This window comes from Mesorhizobium hawassense (genome assembly GCF_003289945.1).
Lineage (GTDB): Bacteria > Pseudomonadota > Alphaproteobacteria > Rhizobiales > Rhizobiaceae > Mesorhizobium > Mesorhizobium hawassense.
In genome coordinates this window covers 192,943-218,991 of the sequence record NZ_QMBP01000007.1, presented here as the reverse complement: position 1 = coordinate 218,991, position 26,049 = coordinate 192,943, and the positions used below count along the sequence as shown (strand labels likewise).

The window sequence follows — 26,049 nt, the reverse complement described above, 5'->3', positions numbered from 1 at the left end:
GCTATCTCGCTCCGGTGGTTTTCTGGAGCGGCAGCTTGACGCCGACACGATTGGCGGCGCCGACGATATGTGCCCGCATCGCCGCTTCCGCCGCGTCCGGATCGCCCGCCACCAGCGCGTCATAGATGCGCACATGCTCGCCGACATTGATCTCGACGAGGTCGTGCAGCGGGTTGGTCAGGCGGGCGTAGTGGATCGACTGGCGGATCTGCTCGCAGACGAACGAGATGAAAGTGTGGATGTAGCTGTTGCCGGTGGCGCGCGCGATCTCGCGGTGGAAGAGCAGGTCGGCGTCGATGCTGCCTTCTTCCCATCGCTCCTCGCCGCCCATGCGGTCGAGCGCCGCCTTGATCGAATCGAGATGTTCCTTTTCTCGCCGCGTCGCGGCGAGCGCCGCCGCCTCGGCCTCGAGGATGCAGCGCAGCTCGAACAGCCGCTCCATGTTGTGCGTGTCCTTGAGCGCCTCGCGGTCGATGCGGATCGCGGCCCGTTGTTCGGGCGCCAGCACGAAGGCGCCGATGCCTTGCCGTGCCTCGATCATGCCGTCGGCCCGAAGCTGCGCGATCGCCTCGCGCACCACGTTGCGGCTGACGCCGAATTTTTCCGAAAGCTCCTGCTCGGTCGGCAGGCGCGCGCCAGGGTTCAACTCGCCGGATTCGATCTCCCGGCTGAGGAAGGCCGCGACCCGGTGCGGGAGTGTCTCGACGGTGCCGATGGCGGCCAGTCTCTGCTTCATGGAAAAGTCTCCGTCGAGGGCAAAAGACAGCCGGGATTCATCAGGCCCTTTGGGTCGAGGGCGTTCTTCAGCGCCGCTACCATGCGGCGATGCGCCGGCGAGAGGCCGGACCAGAATTCCCGGGCGCGGCTGCGGCCGATACCGTGCTCGGCGCTGATCGAGCCGCCGAGGCCGACCGCGATTTCATAAAGCCCCGCGGTGATCTCAGAGCCGCGGGTGCGGGCATCGGCAACGGCAAGGTGCATCGGCGGTAACACGTTGAAATGGATGTTGCCGTCACCAGCATGGCCATAGGCCAGCGCAATCCAGCCAGGATGATCATTCGCGACGAAGCGGCTCGCATTCTCGATCAGGGCGGGGATATCGGAAATGCGCACCGATAGATCGGTGCGCACATGATATCCGCGCTTGGCCTGGCCCTCGACCAACCCTTCGCGGATCGCCCAAAAACTTCTCGCCTGCGCGTTGCTCGCGGCGAGAACCGCGTCGATCAACAACCCCTTCTCCATGGCATCGGTGAGGAAGCCGGCCAACAGTCCGTTGAGGTCGATGCCCGGGCCGGAGGACAATTCGACCAGCACCTGCACGGGCGCCGAGACCGGCGCGGCCATGCCGGGGTCGATCAGCCTGGCAAGCTCGATGCATTCCGAGCCGATGATCTCGAAAGCGGAGATCAGGTCCGAACAGTCGCGGCGCGCCCGGTTGAACAAGGTGACGGCAGCTTCGAATGAGGCCAGCCCGAGATAGGCCGTTTCGACGCGCGCCGGCTTTGGAAAAAGCTTGACCTCGACACCGGTGATGACGCCCAGCGTACCTTCCGAGCCGATGAAAAGCTGCTTAAGGTCATAGCCGCTATTGTTCTTGCGCAGGCCGGAGAAGCCGTTCCACAGCTCGCCATTCGCAAGCACGACCTCCAGCCCGAGGATCAGGTCGCGAGCCATGCCATGGCGCAGCACGTTGACGCCGCCGGCATTGCTCGCTGCATTGCCGCCGATCTGGCAGCTGCCTTGCGCGCCGAGCGCCAGCGGGAACAGGTAATCCTGCGCCTCGCATGCGTCCTTGATCGTCTGCAGCACGCAGCCGGCATCGGCGCGCAATGTGAAGTTGTCCTTGTCGATCTGCCGGATGGAATTCAGTCGCTCCAGGCTAACGACCACCAGACCGCCGCCTTTGCTGTCGATGGCGCCCGAGACCAGTCCGGTGTTGCCGCCCTGCGGGATGACGCCCAGCCCGAGCTCGCCGCACAGGCGCATCAAGGCCTGGACCTCGCCGACCGAGCCGGGCCGCAGCACCACAAGAGCATCGCCCCGGTAATCGCCCGCCCAGTCGCCCAGATATTTCGCCATTCCGGCCGGTTCGACGGTAATGCCGATCTGCCCGACGGCGCCCTCCATGGCGCTGAGGATTTCCGGTGAAAGGCGATGGACGTTCATGAGGTCGTGTCTGGATATCGGGTGATACATATCATCCTACAACTGGATCCGAGTCAACGGCTTCCGTGATCGATGGACAATTATCGGCCCTACCGTTGGGTGCAGGCAGTTGCTCAGAAGGCTGGCATAGGCCCTGCCTATGCGGGGCTCTGGCCGATTGCCGGTCGGTCGAAACCACCGCAAAGGTGGACGACAGGGGAGCTTGGGCTTGTCCGGCGAGATCGACCCGGCGAGGAGAAAAGATGATTGAACTGCCTTTTGCCCGCGAAGAGTATCAGCGGCGGCTCGGAAAAATCCGCGCCGAGATGGCCAGGCGCGGCATCGAACTCCTGATCGTCAACGACGTCGCCAATCAGCATTACATCACCGGCTATGACGGCTGGTCGTTCTACACGCCCCAGGTGGTGCTTGTTCCCATCGAGGATGCCGAACCGGTCTGGATCGGCCGCGCCATGGATGCCGCCGGCGGGCTGCTGACGGCCTGGATGAAACCGGAGAACGTGGTCGGCTTCCCGGAGGATCACGTCCAGCGCGCCGACCGGCATCCGATGGACTGGATCGCGGCATGGATCGTCGCCAAGGGCTGGGGCAATCGTCCCATCGGCATCGAGCTCGAGGCCTATTATTTCTCGCCGAAGGCGCATGCGCGGCTCGTCGCCGGATTGCCCAATGCGAAATGGCGCGACGCCGACCTGCTCGTGAACTGGATACGCGCGGTCAAGTCGGCGCCGGAAATCGCCTATCTGCGCAAGGCATCGACGCTGGCGCAAGCGGCCGTCGCACGGGCCTACGAAATCATCGCGCCGGGTGTGCGCGAATGCGACGCGATCGCCGCCATCCAGGCGGCGCAGATCGCCGGCAGTCCGGACTTCGCCGGCGACATCACGGCGCTGCCGCCGACGATCCTCGGCGGCGAAAACGCGTCGGCACCGCACATCATGTGGAGCGACAGGCGGTTCGGGAAGGACGAAACCATCGCGCTGGAGCTGGCAGGCGTCTGCCGCCGCTATGCCGCCGGGCTTGCCAGGACCATGCAGCTCGGCAAGACGCCGACCCGCGTCGCGGATACCGCGAAGGCGGTGATTGAAGGCATGGATGCCGTGCTCGACGCGGTACAGCCGGGAACGACGGCCGAGGCGGTCGAAGCCGCCTGGCGCAAGGTCATCGCGCGTCACGGGCTGAAGAAGGAATCGCGCATCGGCTATTCCATCGGCGTTGCCTATCCGCCCGATTGGGGCGAGCATACGATCAGCCTGCGGCCCGGCGACAAGACGGTGCTGCAACCCGGCAATGTCGTGCATTCCATTCTGGGCATGTGGATGGACGGCTGGGGCATCGAGATCAGCGAGACCATTCTGGTGACCGAGACGGGCAACGAGACGCTGACGAAGTTCCCGCGGGATATCCATGTCAAAGCCTGACGAACCGAGCGGGGCCAGCGGTACCGCGCCCGACATCGATGCCGGGATTCTCGATCGGATGATCGAGATCCGCCGCCATCTGCATCGCCATCCGGAGCTTTCGAACCGCGAGGCGGGCACGCAGCGTTATTTGCGCGAGATGCTCGCAAGCGAAGGTATTGCCGACATCCGCGACGTCGCGGGCTACGGGCTTGCCGTCGATATCGTCGGCACAGGCAGGCCGTCGAACCGCAAGCTCGCGATTCGCGCCGACATCGACGCCTTGCCGATCGAAGAGGAATCCGGCGTCGATTATGCCTCGGAAAATCCAGGCGTGATGCATGCCTGCGGCCACGACGCGCATGCCGCGATCGGCTTTGCGGTGGCCGCGCATCTGCAGCGCTCGCGCGACAGTTTTGGCGGAACCGTCCGCCTCATCTTCCAGCCGGCCGAAGAGGACGAACCGTCAGGCGGCAGGCGGGTGGTCGAGGAGGGACTGCTCGACGACGTCGATGCCGCGATCTGCGTCCATGTCGATCCGTATACGCCGTCCGGCAAGGTCGCCGTCGGGTCCGGTCCCTACACGCTAGCCTGCGATACGTTCGATGTGCTGGTCATCGGCTCGGCGGCGCATGCCGCAAAACCCTATGAAGGCGTCGATGCGCTGGCCGTGGCCTGCACCATGGTAACGGAACTGCAGAAGATTGTTTCGCGCGAGACCGACCCCTACGATCCGCTGGTCATCTCGGTGACCACCATCAACGGCGGCAATGCCTACAACGTCACTGCCGGCAAGGTGGCTTTGAAAGGCACCATCCGGAGCGGCAGCGACGCCACCCGCGAGCGCGCCTGGCGCCGGCTTCGTGAGGTGGTGGAAGGGATAGCCGCAAGCCATGGCGCGAGCGTGCAAGTCGAGATCCACCGGGGCGAACCTGGCGTCGTCAACGACGCCCAGATGACCGCGCTGATCCTTGCCGGCGCCGGGGCCAGCATCGGCGCGGACAATGCGCTCACCATGCCTGGATGGAGCATTGCCGACGACTTCGGCTATTACAGCGAGAAACGTCCGTCGGTCTATTTCCGGCTCGGTATCCGCAACGAAGAGGTGGGATCGATCTATCCGCTTCACCACGCCAGGTTCCGGGTCGACGAGGCTGCCCTCAAAAACGGCGCGCTTACTTTGGTTTCGGCGGCAACGATGTTCCTGGGGGGGCAGGAGGCTCCTGGCGTCTAGCCAGGATCGGCAACCTTAAAGATACTGCGCCACCTTCTTGCCGACGGCCAGGAAGCGCAGCGGATCGACCGCCTCGCCATCGTGGCGCACTTCGTAGTGGAGATGCGGGCCCGTCGAGCGGCCGCTGCTGCCGGTCTTGCCGATGACGTCGCCGGCGGCGAGTTTCTGGCCGACGGCGACGTCGATCTCGCTCAAATGCCCGTAGCGCGTCGCAAAGCCGTTGCCATGGTCGACCTCGACCATGCGGCCGTAGCCGCCGGCCCAGCCGGCCCTGGTGACGACGCCGGCGGCAGTGACCTTGGCCGGCATGCCGATAGGCGCCCTGAAATCCATTCCGGTATGCAGCGCGGCGGTGCCAAGGATCGGATCGGTGCGCACACCGAACGGGCTCGTCACCGTACGGCCAGGGGCGGGATTCGTGAGCGGCAGCTTGCGTGCCTCTTTCTTGACCTCGTCGAGCGCGTCCAGCGCTTCATCCAACTCCTTGACCTTGCTGTCGAAAACCAGCGAGGGATCAACCGGAACCAGCGGGCCGCCGACATCACTCTTGTTGAGTTCGCTGTCGACCGGCAGGCCTGCCGCTTCCAGCGCCTGTACGATGCCATCCGCATTCTTGTAGGCGTTGTCGGCAAGCGTGGTGATGCGCGAAAGCTGCTGGTTCTCGATGGACTTCAGCGACGCATTGATCGAGACGAACAGCTTGTCGGCGCGGTCGGCGGCCGTTTCGCCTTCAAGCGGATCGGACCTCGTCGACCAGAGCGAGAAGGGTCTCGTATCGCCGGCGCTCAAGGATGCGACGGAATAGGCGGGCGCCTGTGAAAGGCTGCCGGTGATTTCCGCTTGTTCGCCGGGCTTGGGCGTCGCGCCCGCCGCCGGCGCGTCGCCGACTTCGTTCTCGGCGCGCTCGAGAATCGGGCCGAGCCGCCCATGGCGCTCGCTGAGCTGGGTCTGCCTGGCCAGCAGCTCGCTGACCTTGGTCTCCATGAGCTGCTGGTCGAGAAGCTGGCGGCTGGTGATGCGGTCGACTTGAGCGCGCAGCGCCGAGATGCGGTCCTCATAGGCCTGCTGCATGCGTGCCTGCCTGGCCGTGGTGGCGCCGATCAGGTCGTCGCGCAGCACAAGGTAAGAGGTGGCGAGCAGGTAGCCGATGGCGATCGCGGCCAGCGCCGAGCCGATGAAAGCGGCGAGCCAGGGTCGGATCGTGAAGTGTCTTATTTCGTTGCCCCTGGCGATGATGACCGTGTGGGGCTCCTTGCGCCTGCCGAAGACCGCTGACTGACCGGTTGATTTCACGGGACCGAGCTTTCGTTACGACACCAACGACAGCTCCGAATTACACATTATTAGGGTTAACAAAGTTTTGCTGGCCGCAACGTTTGCGTAACCAATTCGCGCGTTGCGAGTGATGAGTTGCAACGGGCGAGGGCCGGCAAAGCCGGCGGCGCAAAGGGCTATGCGTTTACCGCCTCAGAGAGCGCACGGCCTCGAGCACCTCTTCGGCATGGCCCTTGACGCGGACCTGATGCCAGATCCGGGCGATGCGACCGTCCTTGCCTATCAGGAAGGTGGCGCGTTCGACACCCATGTATTTGCGCCCGTACATCGTCTTCTCGACCCACAGATCGTAGGCCTCGATCACTTGGCGCTCCTCGTCGGCGACGAGATCGACGGTCAGATCGTATTTCGCCTTGAATTTGTCGTGTTTCTTCACGCTATCAGGCGACAGCCCGATCACCACGGCGCCGGCCTTCTCGAATTCCGATTTCAACTGTGAGAAGCCGATCGCCTCGTTGGTGCAACTTGTGGTGTCGTCCTGCGGATAGAAATACAGTACAACGGGCTTGCCCCGGAACGCGGCGAGGCTGAGAGAGCCGCCGCCGTCACGCGGAAGATCGAATTGGGGTGCTGCGTCGCCCACGTCGAGATCAGCCATGTCGATGCCCTTGTTTGCGGTTACGCGCGGGAAGTCATCGATATAACGTGAAGCGGGGATTCGTCCACGACGAGTTCGTCACAACGGAATATTGCTTGGATCAGGAAGAACCGCAGCACGAGAAGATCAAGTTCAGGCGTGACGAGATCACCGACCTGGCGAAGCTTCCGTCCGCGTGCGGCGTGCCGCCGCTCGGCCGGGCAGCCGTGCGGCGCCGTTTTCGCTTTCTCGGGCGCGTGCTTGCCGGGCTTTGCGCGCTGGTGCTTCTGGCGGCGGTCGGCGTCTATGTCTTGGGAGCCTCGGGCATCGGCACGGAGCGGCTGCGGGCCGAGGCGGAGACCGCCATCGAGAAGCTGGCCGGCGTCGATGTCAACGTCACGGTCGGCGCGGCGCGGCTGACGCTCGACGGATCGAGCTTCATCGCCCTTCAGGTCAGCGATGTCAGCCTCAAGACGGCCGACGGCAAGCCGATGGCCGATGTCGGCCGCGTGCGTTTCGGCATGCGCCTGCTGCCGCTGCTTTCCGGCGACGTCCGGCTGACCAGCGCCAGATTCTCCGACGCTCATATCGTGGTGGCCGCCATGCCCTCTGGCGGCGGCGACTGGACGGCAGTGCTGCGCAACGAGGACGGCCTCGTCGATCCGGAGAAAGTCTCTGCGGCGGTCTTCGGCGGCGTCAACGACGCGCTGGATGCCGTGCGCGAGGACTCGATGCGCCAGGTCGATCTGCGCAATGTCGAATTCGAACTGCCGGACACAGGGCTGGTCAAGCGGGTGACCGTCACCTCGGCAACCGTCGCGCAGACCGGCACGGGAAGCATACAGTTCTCCTACGACGCCGATGTCGACGGCCGCCACGCGACTTTGACCGCCACCGCGACCCGCGATGCGACGGCAAGGCGGATCGCGTCGCTGGACGCCAACCTCGCGATCGCCGGTGCCTCCGCCGAGGGGAGCTCGACCGCGGCCATGCCTGCGGACGAGGGCGCGAAGCTGGGTTCGATCGCGCTGAAGCTTTCAGGCTCGGAAGCGTCCGGCGACAACCCATCCCGCCTGGCGGCTTCGCTGTCGATCGCCGGCTCGGTGCTCGACCTCGACGAACGCGGCCTGATGCCGGCCGACGTCGATGCCGACGTCACGCTGGTGGCCGGCTCGAACAAGATCTCGGTCGACCGGCTGCTGATCAAGACCGGCCGCTCCAGCATCGACTTTGCCGGATCGATCGGCCCGAAACCGGCAGTCGCGGGGGAGGAGCCCGCCTATCGCTATGACCTCACCAGCGACGGCTCGACGCTGGCGCCTTCGGATTCGCCGGAACCGGCGCTGCAGTTCCTGGCGCGTATCGCCGGCGTCTACCAGCCGAAGAGCCGCAAGCTCGTCGTCGAGCAGATCGGCGTCCGGTCCGGCGGATCGGGCGAGGTGCTTGGCGCGGCCACGGTCGCCTTCATCGACAACGGCCCTCCGGGCGTATCGCTGTCGCTCAACGTCCACGACATGCCCGTCTCGCATGTCAAGCAATTGTGGCCATGGTTCTCGGCCCGCAACGCGCGGCTCTGGGTGCTGGGCAATCTGTTCGGCGGCATGGTGACCGATGCCAATCTGCAGTTCCAGGTCGCGCCGGGGCGCCTGGGCAACGGCGTGCCGCTTTCCGGCGACGAAGTGTTCGGTCGCTTCCAGATCGACGGCTCGCGTTTCGATACCGCCGGACGCATCCCGCCGATCCGCGACGCCGTCGGCGTCGTTGCCTTCCACGGCAACGATGTCGACATCGCGCTTTCCTCGGGCAGCGTCTATATGCCGAGCGGCCGCACCGTGGCGGCAAGCGGCGGCACGCTGACGATCAAGAACGCGAACCGACCGATCGTGGTTGGCAAGCTCGACATCGACGTCGCGGGTGAGGCCCCGGCGATTGCCGAGCTTGCCTCCTACGAGCCGATCAATGCCATGCGCCATGTCGGGCTGGCGCCGGAGGACCTGTCCGGCACCGTCACCGGCCACGTCAGGGCGGATATTCCGCTGACGAGGGGCATGGATACCTCGACGCTCGATTGGCTGGTGTCGCTCGACTACAAGGATCTGTCCCTCGCCAAGCCGTTCGAGGATCAGACGGTGACCGAGGCCGATGGCTCCATCACCGTGGGGCCGAAGCAGGCGGTGATTTCGGCCGATGCGAAGCTCAACGGCATTCCGGCCGAGCTCGACCTCGTCGAGCCGCTCGCCGATGACGGGCCGGCGCGCAGCCGCAAGGTCACGCTGATTCTCGACGACAAGACGCGCAATGCCAGCATGCCAGGCCTCTCGGACCTGCTTTCGGGAACCATCAAGGTGGCGATCGACAAGAGCGGTGAGGGCGCCCAGCAGGTTTCGGCGGATCTCACCAACGCCAGGCTGGATATTCCCTGGGCCGGATGGAGCAAGGGCGCAGGCATTCCCGCCAAGGTCACTTTCGACATGGCCAAGTCCGGCAGCACCACGACGCTGTCGGACTTCGATCTCGACGGAAAGAGCTTTTCGATCGAGGGCAATTTGACGCTGGTGAACGGGGCGTTGTCCGCGGCCCGCTTCAGCAAAGTCGCGTTGAACAGGGGCGATGACATCGCCGTCTCGGTCAAGCGCTCCGGTAAAAGCTACGCCGTCGATATCAGCGGCGCGTCGCTCGATGCCCGCTCGCTGATCAAGCAGTTCACCTCGGATGTCGACACCGCCACGAAGGGCGCCGGCAGCGACGCCATCTCGGTCAGCGCCGATGTGGCATCCTTGACTGGTTTTCATGACGAGGCGCTCTCCAATCTCAAGCTGGAATACAGCGCCGCCGGATCGCACGTGAACGGGCTCAACGTCACCGCCGCGGCAAGCTCGGGCGCGGCGATCACGATCAGCAACACGACCAGCGAAGGCGGCCGCTCGCTCAGGGTGAAGTCGGCCGACGCCGGCGCCATCCTGCGCTTCCTCAACGTTTATGAGCACATGGAGGGCGGCACGATCACCATGTCGCTCGCCGGCGCGGCCGACGGGCCTATGAAAGGCCAGATCGACACCAGCAATTTCTACATCGTCAACGAGCCCAAGCTGGCTTCGATCGTGTCGACCAAGCCGGCCGGCGACACGCGCAGCCTCAACGAAGCGGTCAAGGCCGATATCGACACGTCGCGCGTGCAGTTCGAGCGCGGCTTTGCCGAGATCGAAAAGGGCTCCGGTTATTTGAAGCTGGCCAACGGTCTGCTGCGCGGCCCGCGTATCGGCACCACCTTCCAGGGCACACTTTACGACCCGAGCAACAACATGGATGTGACCGGCACCTTCATGCCGGTCTACGGGCTGAACCGCATTTTTGGCGAACTGCCGCTGTTCGGCCCGCTGCTCGGCAATGGCCGCGACCGCGGCCTGATCGGCGTCACCTACCGGCTGAAGGGCAATGCCAACAAACCAACCCTGAACATCAATCCGCTGTCGGTGGTCGCGCCCGGAATCTTCAGGTCAATCTTCGAGTACCGGTAGGATGGTGGTCAAGCCGGCCGCACCAGAACGTGTTTCTTCTTGCCGAGCGAGAGCTTCACGACGCCCTCCGGGCCGAGGTCCTGAAGCGTGACGACGCGCCGGTCGTCGGTCAGGGGCTGGTCGTTGATGCGCACGGCGCCGCCCTGGATGTGGCGGCGCGCTTCGCCGTTCGAGCTTGCCAGCCCGGCGCTGACGAAAAGCGCCAGGATGCCGATGCCGGTCTCCAGGTCGGACCTTGCCACCTCGACGCTGGGCAGCGTGTCGGCCAGCGCGCCTTCCTCGAAGGTCTTGCGCGCGGTTTCGCTCGCGGTTTCGGCCGCCTCGCGGCCATGCAGCATCGCCGTGATCTCGGTGGCGAGGATCTTCTTTGCCTCGTTGATCTCAGAACCGCCGAGCTTTGCCAGGCGCGCCACTTCGTCGAGCGGCAGGGTCGTGTAGAGCTTCAGGAAGCGGCCGACATCGGCGTCCTCGGTGTTGCGCCAGTACTGCCAGAACTCGTAGGGCGACAGCATGTCGCCATCGAGCCAGACCGCGCCCGAGGCCGACTTGCCCATCTTGGCGCCGGACGAGGTGGTGAGCAGCGGCGTGGTCATGGCGAAGAGCTGCACGCCCTCCATGCGGTGGCCCAGGTCGATACCGTTGACGATGTTGCCCCACTGGTCCGAGCCGCCCATCTGCAGCCGGCAGCCGGCGCGCTTGTAGAGCTCGACGAAGTCGTAGGCCTGAAGGATCATGTAGTTGAATTCGAGGAAGGACAGCGACTGCTCGCGGTCGAGCCTCAGCTTCACGCTATCGAAGGCAAGCATGCGGTTGACGGAGAAATGCCGGCCGACATCGCGCAGGAAGTTGACGTAGTTGATCTGCATCAGCCAGTCGGCATTGTTGACCATGACCGCATCGCCCGGGCCGCTGCCGAACTTCAGGTAAGGCGCGAAATTGCGGCGGATGCCGACGAGATTGTCGTCGATGTCCTGCGGCGTCAAAAGCTTGCGCGCCTCGTCCTTGAAGGACGGGTCGCCGATCATCGAGGTGCCGCCGCCCATCAGCGCGATCGGCCGGTGGCCGGTCTGCTGTAGCCAGTGCAGCATCATGATCTGGATCAGCGATCCGGCATGCAGGCTCTTGGCGGTGGCGTCGAAGCCGATATAGGCGCTTACCGTTTCCTTGGCGAAAAGCTGGTCGAGGGCGGATTCATCCGAAATCTGGTGGATGAAGCCGCGCTCGCTCATGATGCGCAGGAAATCGGATTTGAAGGCGGACATGTTTTCTTCCTGGAGATCGCCGGGCATTCAGCCAAGCTCGATATGAAGGCGCGCGTTTAGCATCCAACCGCTGTCAGCAAAAGTGGTTTCCGGTTTTGCGACCGATTGGACGCGGCGCCCAGGCGTCCTTGCTTCGCCCTTTTTGCTGGCGTAATGAGGCGCCGCGCAAAGACAGGCGCCTAGGCGCCGCCACGGGGCCATCCCGCAGCTTCAGATCGGACGAGCTCCCCGCGATGAACAGGAACTACATTCTCCTCTTTCTGTTCAGCATCGTCATGACCGTCAGCGGGCTGGCCAGCCTGCCGCCGGTCGACCGCGACGAATCCCGCTTCGTCCAGGCGACCAAGCAGATGGTCGAGACGGGCGACTACGTCGATATCCGCCTGCAGGACGTCACGCGCTACAAGAAGCCGATCGGCATCTACTGGCTGCAGTCGGCGGCGGTGGCGCTGAGCGGCGAGGGGGCGGCGGCGCCGATCTGGGTCTATCGCCTGGTCTCGATGCTGGGCATCGCGATCGCCGTCGTCGGCATCGGCTGGACCGGCACAAAGCTCTTCGGCGCCAATGCCGGGCTGGCAGCCGGCCTGATCATGGCGGCGATCTTCGCCACCGCCTTCGAAGGACGTGACGCCAAGACCGACGCCATGCTGCTCGCTTGCTGCGTGATGGCGCAGGGCGCGCTGGCGCAGGTCTATCTGGCGGCAAAGCGCAACGAACCGGTTCCCGGACATCTGCCGTGGATCTTCTGGATCGCGCAAGGGTTGGGCATCCTCATCAAGGGGCCCGTCTCGCCGCTGCTGTCGCTGCTGACGGCGGCGGCGTTGGTTGCCTTCGATCGTGACTGGCGCTGGCTGCTGAAGATGAAGCTGGCGCGCGGTGTCGCCATTGTGCTTGCTATCGTGCTGCCGTGGCTGATCCTCATCACCTGGAAAAGTGGCGGCGCCTTCTTTCAGGAGGCGGTCGGCAAGGACATGCTGAACAAGGTGGCGCAGGGCGAGGAATCGCACGGCCTGCCGCCCGGCTTCTACATGCTGACCTATTCGCTGTTCATGTGGCCCTTCGGGCTGATCGCGGTCGGCGCCGGATTGCAGGCGATCAACCGGTTCTGGGACGATCCGCGCCTGCGCTTCTGCCTCGCCTGGTACATCCCGTTCTGGCTGGTGTTCGAGGCGATCCCGACCAAGCTGCCGCATTATGTCATGCCGGCCTATCCAGGCATGGCGCTCTTGATCGGCTGGCTGCTCACCTTGCCGGCGGACCAGGCCAACGCGCCGCTCAGGCGCTGGCAGACATGGCTGTGGTGGGCGACGGCCTTTGGCGTCGTCGTCGTGTCGATCGGTCTGGCCGTGGTGTGCGTCGGCGCGCCGATCTACTTGGCGAAAACCTTCTTCTGGTGGAGCATTCCGGCGGCGATCGCCGCTCTGGTCACCGGCTATCTTGCCTTCCCGCGGCAATTGCAGGTGCCGCTTGCGCGCATCGCCGCGATCGCCGTCGGCGCGGGCATCACCTTCAGCCTGCTGTTCGGTGTCATTGCGCCGTCACTGAAGCCGATCTGGCTGAGCCCCGCTGTCAAGGCCGCGGTCGACGCCAACCGCCTGTGCGATACCACGGTGCTTGCCTCGGCGAGGTTCGAGGAGCCGAGCCTCATCTTCCTGGTCGGCACCAAAACGGTGCTTACCGATGTCGAGGGCGTGGCGCGGCATCTGCTCACCGATCCGTCTTGCGCGCTCGGCCTCGCGCCGATCAAGGACGAGCAGAAGCTTGCCGATGTGCTGGCTACCCAGGGCAAGTCGGCGAAGCGGTTGACCGAGATCGACGGCATCAACTATTCGTCAGGAGACAGACTGTCGCTCGGCCTTTATCGGGTGGCTCCGTGATGAACAGCGTCGGGCATCGAATGCCCTGTAGACTGCGCTAAAGCCATGTCCGCCGCGCCCCTTGACCTCTATCGCCGCTCGCTCGGTAATTTCCGCGACACGATGACGATCGTGAAGCGACGCTTCGCCGTGCGTCCTGCGCGTTACCCGAAAATCTTCTGGAGCGTCTGGCTGCTGGCCTGGCTGCTGCTCACCGCGGCGGTCTTCCTGCGTTTCGACGCCGCCGCCGGCGAGATGCGCGGCGAGTGGTCACCCGGCTTCGTGCGCTTCACCGATTTCTTCACGCAGTTCGGGCTCGGCGGCTGGTACCTCATTCCGGCGGCGCTTTGCCTCGTCGCCGCCAATCTGACGGATTGGCGCGGCCTGTCCCGGCAAGGCCGGATGATCGTCTACAACTGGACGTGTTTTGCGTTCCTGGTGCTCTGCGCCGTCGGCCTGTCAGGCTTGGCGGTCAACGTGCTGAAATACGGCATCGGCCGCGCCCGGCCACTCTATTTCGACAGTTTCGGCGTCCTGTCGCTGCATCCTTTCGCCATGGACGCGCGCTTTGCCGGCTTTCCGTCCGGCCATGCCACGACGATGGGCGCGGTGTTCGGCATCCTGCTGCTGCTGTTCCCGCGGCGCTGGATCGTCGCGCTGGCGGTCACCGCCTGCATCGCCTCGACCCGCGTCTTCGTGGGCGCGCATTATCCAAGCGACACGGTTGCGGGCTTTGGCCTCGGGCTGGCGCTTGCGGTTATCTCGGGCCTGGTGTTCGCCCGGCTCGGTTTCATCTTTGGCCAGACAGGTTTGAAACTGCCGGTGCGCAAGCGGACATTCCGGCTGGTCCGGCCCCGCGCGCCGACGGGAAGGGGTTCGATGGTCGGCCAAGCCGACGGCGTCGATCGAACGCAGACCCGTTGAAGCGGCTGGGTCGAGGGCAGCCCCGCGCGAGTTTAGCGCAGGCGCTTCGGCCTCGGATCGGCGAGCTCGCCCGCCAGGCGCCGGTCGAGATAGTCGGCGCAATCCTGGATCAGCAGCTCGGTGTCGTTGGCGAAGAAATGGTTGGCGCCGGGCAGCGTCTTCTGGGTGATGGTGATGCCCTTTTGCGTGTGCAGCTTGTCGACCAGCCCCTGCACGTCCTTGGGCGGCGCCACCTTGTCGGCATCGCCATGGATGATCAGGCCGGACGAAGGGCAGGGCGCCAGGAACGAGAAATCATAGGTGTTGGGCTGCGGCGCGACCGAGATGAAGCCCTCGATCTCCGGCCGGCGCATCAGAAGCTGCATGCCGATCCACGAGCCGAAGGAGTAGCCGGCGACCCAGCAGCTCTTCGAATCCGGATGCAGCGACTGCACCCAGTCGAGTGCCGCGGCCGCGTCCGACAATTCGCCGGTGCCGTGGTCGAACTCGCCCTGGCTGCGGCCGATGCCGCGGAAATTGAAGCGCAGCACGGTGAAATCGCGCTTCTGGAACATATAGAAGAGGTCGTAGACGATCTTGTTGTTCATCGTGCCGCCGAATTGCGGGTGCGGGTGCAGCACGATGGCGATCGGGGCGCTCTTTTCCTTCGAGGGCTGGTAACGTCCCTCCAGGCGACCGGCCGGACCGGCGAAAATGACCTCAGGCATAAAATACTCCACGTGGCATACGATGGCGCTAGCCCGGAACTCTTCTGCCCCAGCTCTCCCGCGGCCCCATACCTCTGTGGCCTTGACGCAGGGCGAGCGTCTTCCTAGAAGCTAGTTTAGAATTGTTCAAAACTGGGAGGCCGAAACCGGATGGTCCGGCCGCCCGCGCCGCAAGCCGGGTAAATAGGACGGCTTGCCTTGCAATTTCAAGGAAATAACGCGCTATCCTCGCGGGATAGTCGGCGGAAGGACGAACTGAGCGAAAATGGCCGCAACCCGCGCCTATCTCGACTACAACGCCAGCGCGCCGCTCATTGCGGAAGCGCGGGCGGCGATGGTCGCCGCGCTCGACGCCGCCAACCCGTCATCGGTCCACGCCGAGGGCCGCGCCTCGCGCCGTCTGGTCGAGGACGCGCGCCGCGACGTAGCGCGCCTGGTCAACGCCAGGCCTGAGCATGTCGTCTTCACCTCCGGCGCGACAGAAGCCGCTTCCACGCTGCTTTCGCCCGACTGGCGGATGGGGCGCGGCGCCGTCCGCATGAGCCGGCTTTATGTATCGGCGGCCGATCATCCCTGCATCCTGGGCGGTGGATGCTTCCCGGCGGCGCAGGTGACGAAGATCGGTGTCGATCGCAACGGCATTGCCGATCTCGACGAAGTGACCTCTGCTTTGGCTTCGCACGACAAGGCCGCCGGCCTGCCGCTGGTGGCGATCCATGCCGCCAACAACGAGACCGGCGTGATCCAGGCGGTCGAGCGCATCGCCGAAATCGTCAAGGCCGCCGGCGGGGTGCTGGTGGTCGACGCCGTGCAGGCTGCCGGGCGGATTCCGCTCGATATGTCAGCGCCTTATGCTGACTACCTGATCCTGTCCTCGCATAAGATCGGTGGTCCGAAGGGCGTCGGCGCGATCGTCGCCGCGTCCGACTTGATGATGCCGCGACCGCTGGTCAATGGCGGCGGCCAGGAAAAGGGCCATCGCGCCGGCACGGAAAACGTCGCCGGGATCGCCGGTTTCGGCGCCGCCGCCCGGGCTGCACTTGCGGGTCTGGACGATATCGATGCGGTTTCGCGGCGCCGCGATGAGATCGAGGCGATCGTGACGGAATTGGCGCCGGACGCGGAAATCTTCGGAAATGGCGCTCAAAGGCTTGCCAACACGACATTCTTCGCTATTCCGGGCGTCAAGGCCGAGACGGCGCAGATCGCTTTCGATCTTGCCGGCGTCGCGTTATCGGCGGGCTCGGCCTGCTCGTCGGGAAAAGTCGGGCCAAGCCATGTGCTGAAGGCGATGGGCCGTGGCGACAGCCTGGGCGCCTTGCGCGTTTCGATCGGCCGCGAGACCGGCGCCGAGGATATCGCGGCCTTCAGGGTGGCGCTGGCCGGCATCGTCGCCCGCCGCGCGGGCAAGGAAGAGGCCGCCTGACGGCGGCAAAGACGAATTCAGGCCTTGCGGCCTGGTAGAGCCGTGCGTTTTGTCCTGGCCGGGTGAATTTCCAGCCGACACGCACTATATGGAGCTTACTCCGCTGCACGTCCCTGCGGGACGCGATCACAGCGGTGCCATAGTTTGAAAACTGTCGGGCCTTGACCCCGGCGTGGATGGAGAACGCTTATGCCTGCTGTGCAGGAGACGATCGATCGAGTTCGAAAGATCGACGTCGACCAGTATAAATACGGATTCCAGACAGAGATCGAGATGGACAAGGCCCCCAAGGGCCTGAGCGAAGACATCATTCGCTTCATCTCGGCCAAGAAGGATGAGCCGGACTGGATGCTGGAATGGCGTCTGGAGGCCTATCGCCGCTGGCTGACTCTGGACGAGCCGACCTGGGCGCGCGTCCACTATCCGAAGATCGATTTCCAGGACATTTATTACTACGCCGCGCCGAAGAGCACGCCGGGACCGAAGTCGCTGAGCGAAGTCGATCCCGAATTGCTCAAGGTCTACGAGAAGCTCGGCATCCCGCTCAAGGAACAGGAAATCCTGGCCGGTGTGCAGAAAACCGCTGTAGCCGACGCTGACGAGGAAGAAGTCGGTGACAACGTCTACAAGTCGGGGCGCGTCGCGGTCGACGCCGTGTTCGATTCCGTTTCGGTGGTCACCACCTTCAAGGAAGAGCTCGCCAAGGCGGGCGTCATCTTCTGCTCGATCTCGGAAGCGATCCGCGAGCATCCGGAGCTGGTGAAGAAGTATCTCGGTTCGGTCGTGCCGACCTCGGACAATTTCTACGCGACGCTGAATTCGGCCGTTTTCACCGACGGCTCGTTCGTGTTCGTGCCCAAGGGCGTGCGCTGCCCGATGGAGCTGTCGACCTATTTCCGCATCAACGAGAAGAACACCGGCCAGTTCGAACGCACGCTGATCATCGCCGAGGAGGGGGCTTACGTCTCCTATCTCGAAGGCTGCACGGCGCCGCAGCGCGACGAGAACCAGCTGCATGCGGCGGTGGTCGAGTTGGTCGCGCTCGACGATGCCGAGATCAAATATTCGACGGTGCAGAACTGGTACCCCGGCGACGCCGAGGGCAAGGGCGGCATCTACAATTTCGTCACCAAGCGCGGCGACTGCCGCGGCGACCGCTCGAAGATATCGTGGACGCAGGTCGAGACCGGCTCGGCGATCACCTGGAAATATCCGAGCTGCATCCTGCGCGGCGACGATTCCAGCGGCGAGTTCTATTCGATCGCGGTATCGAACGGCTACCAGCAGGTCGACAGCGGCACCAAGATGATCCATCTCGGCAAGAACACGTCGAGCCGCATCATCTCCAAGGGCATCGCCGCCGGCTTCTCGCAGAACACCTATCGCGGCCAGGTGTCGGCGCACCGCAAGGCGACCAACGCGCGCAACTTCACCAATTGCGATTCGCTCCTGATCGGCGATCAGTGCGGCGCGCACACCGTGCCCTACATGGAGGCCAAGAACGCGTCGGCGAAGTTCGAGCACGAGGCGACGACGTCGAAGATCTCCGAGGACCAGAAGTTCTACGTCATGCAGCGCGGCATTCCGGAAGAAGAGGCGATCGCTCTGATCGTCAACGGCTTCGTCAAGGACGTCATCCAGCAGCTGCCGATGGAATTCGCGGTCGAGGCGCAGAAGTTGATCGGCATCAGCCTCGAGGGGAGCGTGGGGTGACCGGAGATAAATGGTTCAGGCCGAAGCGCTTCGGCTACGGCGCGACGCCGGACAACTGGAAGGGCTGGGCCTTCATGGTCGTCTACATCGCGATCGTCGTCGTGCTTTCACTGATGCTTATTCACGAGGGCGCCGCCGCCTGGCTGGTCGTCCTCATTGTCGCTGGGCTGACGGGCGCGATCATCCCGCTCATCAAGGCCAAGACCGACGGCGAATGGCGCTGGCGTTGGCATTGAATCTGAACGGACAGTTTTGGAACGGAACGAAAATGCTTGAAATCAAGAACCTGCATGCCCGCATCGTCGATGACGGCACCGAGATCATCCGCGGCCTGAACCTGACGGTGAATGCCGGAGAGGTCGCCGCCATCATGGGGCCGAACGGGTCGGGCAAGTCGACGCTGTCCTACATCCTCGCGGGCCGCGAGGACTATGAAGTGACGGAGGGTGACATCCTCTATAACGGCCAGTCAATCCTCGAAATGGATCCGGCCGAGCGCGCCACCGCCGGCATCTTCCTCGCCTTCCAGTATCCGATGGAGATACCGGGCGTGGCGACCATGGAATTCCTGAAAGTGGCGATGAACGAGCAGCGCAAGGCGCGCGGCGAGGAGCCGCTGAAGGTGCCGGAGTTCCTGAAGCGCGTGAAGGAGGCAGCCGCCTCGCTCAGCATGGACATCAACATGCTGAAGCGGCCGCTCAACGTCGGCTTCTCCGGCGGCGAGAAGAAGCGCGCCGAGATCCTGCAGATGAAGCTCCTCGAGCCGAAGCTTTGCGTGCTCGACGAGACCGATTCCGGCCTCGACATCGATGCGCTGAAGATAGTCTCGGACGGCGTCAACGCGCTGCGCTCGCCGGAGCGCGCCATCGTCGTCATCACCCACTACCAGCGCCTGCTGGAGCACATCGTGCCGGACTCCGTGCACGTGCTCTACAAGGGCCAGGTCATCAAGTCGGGTGACAAGTCGCTGGCGCTCGACCTCGAGGCCAATGGCTATGCCGGCGTGATCGGCGAAGCCGCGTGAGATGGGGGCGGTCGAGGCGAAAGTCATGAACATGCATGCACAGCCCCAGCGGACCTTGGCCGAGACGGCGCTGATCGATGCCTTCGGCGAGCGGTTGTCGCTGCTGCCTGGCGACGGCGCGGTGATGGTCAAGCGCGATGACGCGATCGAGGCGATCAAGCACGGCCTGCCGACGCGGCGCGTCGAATCCTGGCACTACACCGATCTGCGCCGGCTGCTGACCAAGGTTCCGGCTTTCGAGGCCGACGCCGTCGTGAAGGCGCTTGCGCCGGTTCTCGAAGGCTCGGCGGTGCTGCCGGTGCTGAACGGCGTCTCCAACGGCAAGCTACCGGAGATCGAAGGCGTCACCGTGCAGCGCCTGTCGGAAAAGCTGACCGACGGCAGCGTCGCGCCCGGGCTCGACCCCTATGGCGATGACGACGCGATCGGTGCGCTCAATACGGCCTTCGTCGCTGACGGCTATTTCGTCGACATCGCCGACGGCACCGAGCTGGAAAAGCCGATCGAATTGCAGAACCTGCAGGCCGGCGGCCAGTCGCATGTGCGGCTGCTGACGCGCGTCGGCGCCGGCGCCAAGGCGATCATCCTCGAGCGCCAGACGGGTGAGGGCGACGAGGCGCTCGTCTCTTCGGTGAGCCAACTCGTGGTCGGCGACGGCGCCGAAGTGGCCTGGCTGATCGTGCAGGAGCAGCCGGAGACGGCCACGCATCTCGCCCAGTTCAAGGCGCATATCGGCAAGGATGCGAAGCTGACGCTGTTCGTGATGAATGCCGGCGGCAAGCTGGTGCGCCAGGAGGTCGTCGTCAGGACGACGGGCGAAGGCGCCGACTTCAAATTGCGCGGCATCAACCTTCTGGCCGGCGATACGCATACCGACACCACCATGGTGCTCGACCACGCCGTGCCGCACACGACCTCGACGGAAGTGATCCGCAACGTCGTGACCGGCAAGGCGCGCGGCGTCTTCCAGGGCCGCATCAACGTGCATCAATACGCGCAGAAGACCAACGCCAAGATGGCCTGCAACACGCTGCTTCTGTCGGACGACGGCGAGTTCTCGACCAAGCCGGAGCTGGAAATCTTCGCCGACGACGTGGTCTGCGGCCATGGCGCGACGGTCACCGAGATCGACCACAACCATCTGTTCTACCTGATGGCGCGCGGCATCGACGAGAAGAGCGCGCGGGGTCTCTTGGTGAAGGCTTTCGTCGCCGAAGTGATCGAGGAACTGGACGACGAGGCGCTGGTTGACGCGCTGGAAGCGCGTCTCGACGGCTGGTTTTCGACGCACGGGTAGCGCGCTTCCCGTTCTCCCTTTGTGGGAGAAGGTGGATCGGCGCGCAGCGCCGAGACGGATGAGGGGTGCTGGAAGGATCGCGGCTTTGGCCGGCAAGGACTGCGCAATGGACCAGAAGATCGAAACCACCCCCTACGACGTCGAGGCGATCCGCCGCGACTTCCCGATCCTGTCGCGAGAAGTCTACGGCAAGCCTCTCGTCTATCTCGACAACGGCGCCTCAGCACAGAAGCCGCAGGTGGTGCTCGACACCATCCAGCACGCCTACTCCCAGGAATACGCCAACGTCCATCGCGGCCTGCATTTCCTGTCGAATGCCGCGACCGATGCCTATGAGAGTGCGCGCAAGTCGGTGCAGCGCTTCCTCAACGCGCCGAGCACCGACAACATCGTCTTCACCTCCAACACCACCGCGGCGATCAACACGGTTGCTTACGGCTACGGCATGCCGCGGATCGGCGAGGGCGACGAGATCGTGCTGTCGATCATGGAGCATCACTCCAACATCGTGCCTTGGCATTTCATCCGCGAGCGGCAGGGCGCCAAGCTGGTATGGGTGCCGGTCGACGACCTCGGCGCCTTCCATATCGAGGAATTCGAAAAGCGGCTGACCTCGCGCACAAAACTCGTTGCCATCACCCAGATGTCGAATGCGCTGGGCACGGTGACGCCGATCAAGGAGATCGTGCGCATCGCGCATGCGCGTGGCATTCCCGTGCTCGTCGATGGCAGCCAGAGCGCGGTGCACATGCCGATCGACGTGCAGGATCTCGACTGCGACTTCTTCGTCTTCACCGGCCATAAGGTCTACGGCCCGTCGGGCATCGGCGTGCTCTATGGCAAGAAGGACAGGCTTGAAGAGATGCGGCCCTTCATGGGCGGCGGCGAGATGATCGAGGAGGTGACGGAAGACATCGTCACCTATAACGAGCCGCCGCATCGTTTCGAGGCCGGCACGCCGCCGATCGTGCAGGCGATCGGCCTGGGCGCCGCGCTCGACTACATGGAAAAGGTCGGTCGTGAGCGCATCGCGGCACACGAGGCGGACCTCAAGACCTACGCGCATGAGCGGCTGCGCGCGATCAACTCGCTGCGGATCTTCGGCGATGCGCCCGGCAAGGGCGCCATCATCTCGTTCGAATTGCAGGGTATCCATGCCCATGACGTGTCGATGGTGATCGACCGGCAGGGCGTGGCGGTCCGCGCCGGCACGCATTGCGCTCAACCATTGTTGAAACGCTTCGGCGTCACCTCCACATGCAGGGCATCGTTCGGCATGTATAATACCAGGGCCGAAGTCGATGCTTTGGCCGAGGCGCTGGAAAAGGCGCGAAAGTTCTTCGGGTGACGATGATGGACGATGTGAGCACAACCGCACAAACCGCGCCGGAAACGGCGGCCAACGGCATCGTCTCGGCCTCGGCGATCCCCGCCGACGAGCTGGCGCGTCTGACCGACGACATCGTTTCGGCGCTGAAGACCGTCTATGACCCGGAAATCCCCGCCGATATCTACGAGCTCGGCCTCGTCTACAGGATCGACATCGAGGACGACCGTTCGGTCAAGATCGACATGACGCTGACCGCGCCGGGCTGCCCGGTGGCCGGCGAAATGCCGGGCTGGGTCGAGAACGCCGTCGGCGCCGTCGAGGGGGTTTCGGGCGTCGAGGTCAAGATGACCTTCGATCCGCCTTGGACGCCGGACCGCATGTCGGAAGAGGCGCAGGTCGCAGTCGGCTGGTACTAGGCCTATGGCCTTGCGCCAGTGGTAAAACTTCACCATTTTAGGTGAGAATCATTCCGCAGGCCTTGAACCTGCAGGGAATGGAGAAGGAAAAGATGGGACGCTTCGCCGTCATCACGATGACCGACAAGGCCGCCGATCGCGTGCGCGAGATCGTCGCCACGCGCGACAACGCGCATGGCATCCGGCTCGGCATCAAGAAGGGTGGCTGCGCGGGCATGGAATACACAGTCGACCTGGTCACCGAGCCGAACCCCAAGGACGACCATATCGAGCGCGACGGCGCGCATGTCTATGTCGCGCCGGAGGCAGCGCTCTTCCTGTTCGGCACCGAGATGGATTTCGAGCAGACCACTTTGCGCACCGGCTTCACCTTCAGAAATCCGAACCAGAGCTCGGCCTGCGGCTGCGGCGAATCCGTCGAGTTGAAGCCGGCTGACCTCAAGGCACTGGCCGAGGCGCGCGCTTCGAGCGCGGTCTAGGCTTTCACGATGAGCGCGGAGGCATATCGCTGGCGATGTGCCTGTTGTGACAAGGAGTTTGTCGGGCTTCCTACGGACCTGGCCTTTGACGCTCCGGTGAATCCTGACGCGCTCGATGAAATCGCGCAGTCGACCTTCCGCAAAAATGATGATTTCTGCGTGGTGAGTTACGCCACGGGGCAGACGGATCGCTTTATTCGCTGCCTGCTGCCATTGCCCGTTCCCCGGCTATCCGACGAGTTCTGTTTCGGCGTTTGGATGTCGGTCTCGGAAAGGAGCTGGAATGTCTATCGAGACGGATATGACAGTGGCCAATATGAGGACGAGCTTTGCTTCGGGTATTTGATGCACGACATCCCCGAATATCCAAGCTCGATGCATTTACATGCCAACGTTGTATTCCAGCCTGGCAATATGCGCCCCCGAGTGTTTCTGCATGATGCAGATCATCCCTTGGTCGTCGCACAGCGCGACGGGGTGGACGTGACTCAGGTCATGCGCTGGGTTGCGCTAACGCATCGCCCCGAGGTCTAGCGCTACTCCACCCACATCCCCGTCCGCCTGTGCCAGTCGGCGATCGATTCCTCCGGGTAGACGTTGAACACCTTGTCTTGTCTGCCAATCACCGGCTCGACCCAGTTCGCCTTGTATTTCAGCATCAGATGCACCTTTTCCGGCGGCTTCGGCAGGTCGCTGTCGATCGCCGAGGCGAAGGGGTGGACCAGGTCCGGCCAGGTCGGATCGTAAAGCCAGAGCGCCGAGCCGCATTTTTTGCAGAAATTGCGCTCGCCGGTCGAGACGTCGCAATGCGGATGCTCGTCATCCTCGATCTCGGCGCGGTAGACGCCTAGGCTGCGCTTGCCGTTGATATCAAGCGTCTCGTAGTCGGCGCCGAGATTGATGGCGAAACCGCCGCCGCCCTGCTGCTTGCGGCAGATCGAGCAGTAGCAGAGCATGAATGGCGCCGGCGTGTGGCTTTGCACCTCGAAGCGGACGGCGCCGCAGCGGCAGGAGCCTTTGAGCAGGACAGGCATGGCGGGAACTCCGTTTCCAGGTCTCAACCTGTCAGCATGCTTTTTGTTGCGGCGATGACAAGGCCGATGACGGATGAGATGATCGCGGCATGGACAATGCTCGCCTTGAAGAACTGTTCGAAAGCCTGGGGCCGATCAGCATCCGCAAGCTGTTCGGCGGCAAGGGCATCTATTGCGATGGCGTCATCGTCGCGGTCGTGGTGCGCGGCGAGCTGATGCTCAAGGCCGACGAGGAGAGCATTGCCGATTTCGAAGCCGCCGGCTGCAGCCAGTGGACCTATACCGGCTCGCGCCACGGCAAGCAGGTGGCGATGCCCTATTGGAGCGTGCCGGACGACGCCTTCGACGATCCCGACGAGATGGCGGTGTGGGCGCGGCGGGCCTATGAGGCGGGGCGAAGGGCGGGGAGGTAAGCGCTACAGCGCCTTCGCGATCTCCGCCGCCAGCCGCGCATTGTTCTCGACCAGCGCGATGTTGGTCTTGAGGCTGCGGCCGCCGGTCAGTTCGAGGATCTTGGAAAGCAGGAACGGCGTCACCGCCTTGCCGGTTACGTTGAGCGCTTCGGCAGTCTTCTGCGCCGCCTGGATGTAGCCATCCATCTCGGCGGCCGGGATTTCGTCATTCTGCGGCACCGGATTGGCGATCAGGATGCCGCCGCCCAAGCCCAGCGCCTGCCGCGTGCGGTAAAAATGCGCGATATCTTCAGGCGCGTGCAGCGTCAACGGCGCGCGGAAAGGCGACTGCCGCGACCAGAAGGCCGGCATGGTCTCGCAGCCATGGCCGATGACCGGCACGCCGCGCGTCTCCAGCACTTCCAGCGTCTTTTCGATGTCGAGGATCGCCTTGGCGCCGGCCGAGACGACGATGACCGGCGTGCGCGCCAACTCGTCCAGGTCGGCCGAGATGTCGAAGCTTTTCTCGGCGCCCTTGTGGACGCCGCCGATGCCGCCGGTGGCGAAGACTTTTATGCCGGCCATATGGGCCGCGATCATCGTGGCGGCCACCGTAGTGCCGCCGGTGCGCGCCTGAGCGACGGCAAAGCCGATATCGGCGCGCGACAGCTTCATGGCGTCGCCGGTCATGGCCAGCGATTCGCGCTCGCCGTCGGACAGCCCGATCTTGATGCGGCCATTGACCACGGCGACCGTCGCCGGCACGGCGCCGCCATCGATGATGATCTTTTCGACCTTGGCCGCCATGGCGCCATTGTCGGGGTAGGGCATGCCGTGAGTGATGATGGTCGATTCCAGCGCCACCACCGGCCGGCTGGCGGCGAGCGCCTCCGCGACGGGCGGATGGATGTCGACGAAGGGGCGGGCGGTCTCGGGCGTCACGGCTGTCTCCGATCAGGAGGAAGTGGATGATTGGTGGCCCTATGCCACCTCCCGTGCCTCCGGCACAAGGGCAAGCGCCTGCGTGAAGTTGGCCGTCGTGAAGGACGGCACTGCCTCGGGGCTCTCGATGGCGAGCATGGCCGCCGCGACGCCTTCGCACAGCGCGGGGCGCAGCGGCAGGCCGCGCAGCATCGCGGCGACCGTCGCGCCGGTCAGCGCGTCGCCGGCGCCGGTCACGTCGGCGACCCGGCGCGGCGTAGGCGGGTCGATTTCGAAGATGCCGGTGTCGTCGAAACCGAGCACGGGAGCGCTGCCGGCCGTCACGACGCCGGCATTCAGGCCGGCCTGCTTGAGCTTGCCGACAAGGGTTTTGCCGGACGGCTCGGCGCCGACCAGCGCGGCAGCCTCGCGGCGGTTCATGAAAAGCAGCGACAGACGCCTGAGCAGCGGCGTCAGCCGAACGACCTTGGCCGGCGAGACGGCGATGGCGAAGATCGGCCGGCCGTCGGCCAGCGCCATCAGGCGTTCCAGCGCCGCCGTCGGCAGGTTGGCGTCGCACAGGATCGCGTCGGCGGCGGTGATCGCCTCGCGCACCTTGGAACGCCTTATCTGCTTGGGGAAGGCGAGATCATAGAGCGCCATGTCGGCCAGCCCGACGATCAATTCGCCCTCGGCGTCGATCACCGCCGTGTAGCTCGGCGTCGTGCGGTCGAGGAAGACGACCGAGAGGTCGGCTATTCCGGCGTTGTCGATCGCCGCCGCCACGGTGTCCGCGGCCGCGTCGCCGCCGCGCACGGAAATCAGCGAGGCGGACACGCCACGCTTCACCACACTGCGCAGCGCGTTGAAAACGACGCCGCCGACATCCTCGCGCATCATGCCGGGGTTGGAGGCGGCCGGCACATAGGTGCCCGAGACCTGGCCGCGCCGGTCGATATGGGCGCCGCCGAGCGCCAGGATTGTTGGGGATGTCGGCATGCGGGAGGTTTCACCTTCATTGATCGGTCGGCAGCG

Annotated in this window: 24 protein-coding genes; 15 read left to right on the top strand and 9 right to left on the bottom strand. The window is 64.5% G+C overall.

Annotation, left to right across the window (positions count from 1 at the left end; translation table 11 throughout):
* Window position 1 precedes the first annotated feature (1 nt).
* Together DPM33_RS16890 and DPM33_RS16885 are read right to left on the bottom strand one after the other, a co-directional pair.
* Complete coding sequence (locus DPM33_RS16890) at window positions 2–736, bottom strand: FadR/GntR family transcriptional regulator (RefSeq protein WP_112098579.1); 735 nt, start codon at window positions 734–736, stop codon at window positions 2–4.
* On the bottom strand, window positions 733–2,169 hold the full coding sequence (locus tag DPM33_RS16885; RefSeq protein WP_245442191.1) for an FAD-binding oxidoreductase: 1,437 nt from the start codon (window positions 2,167–2,169) through the stop codon (window positions 733–735). The genes DPM33_RS16890 and DPM33_RS16885 overlap by 4 nt, the downstream gene beginning before the upstream one ends.
* 242 nt (window positions 2,170–2,411) lie before the next feature.
* On the opposite strand from DPM33_RS16885, the gene DPM33_RS16880 reads away from it, so the two are divergent.
* Both DPM33_RS16880 and DPM33_RS16875 read left to right on the top strand, forming a co-directional pair.
* A complete protein-coding gene (locus tag DPM33_RS16880) occupies window positions 2,412–3,590 on the top strand; it encodes a M24 family metallopeptidase (protein WP_112098577.1) in 1,179 nt (392 codons plus the stop codon).
* The gene (locus tag DPM33_RS16875) at window positions 3,577–4,803 is read left to right on the top strand and encodes a M20 metallopeptidase family protein (RefSeq protein ID WP_112098576.1); all 1,227 of its coding nucleotides are present in this window, start codon (window positions 3,577–3,579) and stop codon (window positions 4,801–4,803) included. The genes DPM33_RS16880 and DPM33_RS16875 overlap by 14 nt, the downstream gene beginning before the upstream one ends.
* 15 nt (window positions 4,804–4,818) lie before the next feature.
* On the opposite strand, the gene DPM33_RS16870 is transcribed toward DPM33_RS16875, so the two are convergent.
* On the bottom strand, window positions 4,819–6,096 hold the full coding sequence (locus tag DPM33_RS16870) for a M23 family metallopeptidase (protein ID WP_112098575.1): 1,278 nt from the start codon (window positions 6,094–6,096) through the stop codon (window positions 4,819–4,821).
* A 166-nt stretch (window positions 6,097–6,262) separates the two neighbouring features.
* Window positions 6,263–6,736, bottom strand: a complete 474-nt coding sequence (locus DPM33_RS16865; protein WP_112098574.1) for a peroxiredoxin — start codon at window positions 6,734–6,736, stop codon at window positions 6,263–6,265.
* A gap of 95 nt (window positions 6,737–6,831) precedes the next feature.
* Between DPM33_RS16865 and DPM33_RS16860 the strand changes: the two genes are divergently transcribed.
* Complete coding sequence (locus DPM33_RS16860; protein ID WP_112098666.1) at window positions 6,832–10,233, top strand: YhdP family protein; 3,402 nt, start codon at window positions 6,832–6,834, stop codon at window positions 10,231–10,233.
* An 8-nt stretch (window positions 10,234–10,241) separates the two neighbouring features.
* Here the strand turns inward: DPM33_RS16860 and tyrS are convergent, their stop codons facing one another.
* Window positions 10,242–11,495: a tyrosine--tRNA ligase gene (tyrS, locus tag DPM33_RS16855; RefSeq protein WP_112098573.1), complete on the bottom strand. Its 1,254-nt coding sequence runs from the start codon at window positions 11,493–11,495 to the stop codon at window positions 10,242–10,244.
* A gap of 233 nt (window positions 11,496–11,728) precedes the next feature.
* On the opposite strand from tyrS, the gene DPM33_RS16850 reads away from it, so the two are divergent.
* Both DPM33_RS16850 and DPM33_RS16845 read left to right on the top strand, forming a co-directional pair.
* Complete coding sequence (locus DPM33_RS16850; protein ID WP_112098572.1) at window positions 11,729–13,372, top strand: ArnT family glycosyltransferase; 1,644 nt, start codon at window positions 11,729–11,731, stop codon at window positions 13,370–13,372.
* Window positions 13,373–13,417: 45 nt separating this feature from the next.
* Entirely contained in the window at window positions 13,418–14,275 is an 858-nt protein-coding gene (locus DPM33_RS16845; protein ID WP_208648415.1) for a phosphatase PAP2 family protein, read from the top strand.
* A gap of 32 nt (window positions 14,276–14,307) precedes the next feature.
* Here the strand turns inward: DPM33_RS16845 and DPM33_RS16840 are convergent, their stop codons facing one another.
* On the bottom strand, window positions 14,308–14,982 hold the full coding sequence (locus tag DPM33_RS16840; protein ID WP_112098571.1) for an alpha/beta hydrolase: 675 nt from the start codon (window positions 14,980–14,982) through the stop codon (window positions 14,308–14,310).
* 265 nt (window positions 14,983–15,247) lie between these two features.
* Here DPM33_RS16840 and DPM33_RS16835 point away from each other — a divergent pair, with 265 nt between their 5' ends.
* From DPM33_RS16835 to DPM33_RS16795, 9 genes are all read left to right on the top strand, one after another.
* Complete coding sequence (locus DPM33_RS16835) at window positions 15,248–16,408, top strand: cysteine desulfurase family protein (RefSeq protein WP_112098570.1); 1,161 nt, start codon at window positions 15,248–15,250, stop codon at window positions 16,406–16,408.
* Between the two features lie 189 nt (window positions 16,409–16,597).
* A complete protein-coding gene (gene sufB, locus DPM33_RS16830; protein ID WP_112098569.1) occupies window positions 16,598–18,121 on the top strand; it encodes a Fe-S cluster assembly protein SufB in 1,524 nt (507 codons plus the stop codon).
* Window positions 18,118–18,357 carry a hypothetical protein gene (locus tag DPM33_RS16825; RefSeq protein WP_112098568.1) on the top strand — a complete coding sequence of 80 codons (240 nt, stop codon included), beginning with the start codon at window positions 18,118–18,120 and terminating at the stop codon, window positions 18,355–18,357. The genes sufB and DPM33_RS16825 overlap by 4 nt, the downstream gene beginning before the upstream one ends.
* A gap of 32 nt (window positions 18,358–18,389) precedes the next feature.
* Window positions 18,390–19,145 carry a Fe-S cluster assembly ATPase SufC gene (gene sufC, locus DPM33_RS16820; RefSeq protein ID WP_112098664.1) on the top strand — a complete coding sequence of 252 codons (756 nt, stop codon included), beginning with the start codon at window positions 18,390–18,392 and terminating at the stop codon, window positions 19,143–19,145.
* A 25-nt stretch (window positions 19,146–19,170) separates the two neighbouring features.
* Window positions 19,171–20,442 carry a Fe-S cluster assembly protein SufD gene (sufD, locus tag DPM33_RS16815; protein WP_112098663.1) on the top strand — a complete coding sequence of 424 codons (1,272 nt, stop codon included), beginning with the start codon at window positions 19,171–19,173 and terminating at the stop codon, window positions 20,440–20,442.
* 106 nt (window positions 20,443–20,548) lie between these two features.
* On the top strand, window positions 20,549–21,790 hold the full coding sequence (locus DPM33_RS16810) for a cysteine desulfurase (RefSeq protein WP_112098567.1): 1,242 nt from the start codon (window positions 20,549–20,551) through the stop codon (window positions 21,788–21,790).
* Window positions 21,791–21,795: 5 nt separating this feature from the next.
* Entirely contained in the window at window positions 21,796–22,188 is a 393-nt protein-coding gene (locus tag DPM33_RS16805) for an SUF system Fe-S cluster assembly protein (RefSeq protein WP_112098662.1), read from the top strand.
* A gap of 92 nt (window positions 22,189–22,280) precedes the next feature.
* Window positions 22,281–22,667: a Fe-S cluster assembly scaffold SufA gene (gene sufA / locus DPM33_RS16800; RefSeq protein WP_112098661.1), complete on the top strand. Its 387-nt coding sequence runs from the start codon at window positions 22,281–22,283 to the stop codon at window positions 22,665–22,667.
* A gap of 9 nt (window positions 22,668–22,676) precedes the next feature.
* On the top strand, window positions 22,677–23,201 hold the full coding sequence (locus tag DPM33_RS16795; protein WP_112098566.1) for a DUF2199 domain-containing protein: 525 nt from the start codon (window positions 22,677–22,679) through the stop codon (window positions 23,199–23,201).
* 2 nt (window positions 23,202–23,203) lie between these two features.
* Here DPM33_RS16795 and DPM33_RS16790 read toward each other — a convergent pair whose 3' ends face one another.
* On the bottom strand, window positions 23,204–23,701 hold the full coding sequence (locus tag DPM33_RS16790) for a GFA family protein (RefSeq protein WP_112098565.1): 498 nt from the start codon (window positions 23,699–23,701) through the stop codon (window positions 23,204–23,206).
* A gap of 89 nt (window positions 23,702–23,790) precedes the next feature.
* On the opposite strand from DPM33_RS16790, the gene DPM33_RS16785 reads away from it, so the two are divergent.
* The gene (locus tag DPM33_RS16785; protein WP_112098564.1) at window positions 23,791–24,114 is read left to right on the top strand and encodes a TfoX/Sxy family protein; all 324 of its coding nucleotides are present in this window, start codon (window positions 23,791–23,793) and stop codon (window positions 24,112–24,114) included.
* A gap of 3 nt (window positions 24,115–24,117) precedes the next feature.
* Here DPM33_RS16785 and DPM33_RS16780 read toward each other — a convergent pair whose 3' ends face one another.
* Window positions 24,118–25,035, bottom strand: a complete 918-nt coding sequence (locus tag DPM33_RS16780; protein ID WP_112098563.1) for a pseudouridine-5'-phosphate glycosidase — start codon at window positions 25,033–25,035, stop codon at window positions 24,118–24,120.
* A gap of 39 nt (window positions 25,036–25,074) precedes the next feature.
* Entirely contained in the window at window positions 25,075–26,013 is a 939-nt protein-coding gene (locus DPM33_RS16775) for a carbohydrate kinase family protein (RefSeq protein WP_112098562.1), read from the bottom strand.
* Window positions 26,014–26,049 lie beyond the last annotated feature (36 nt).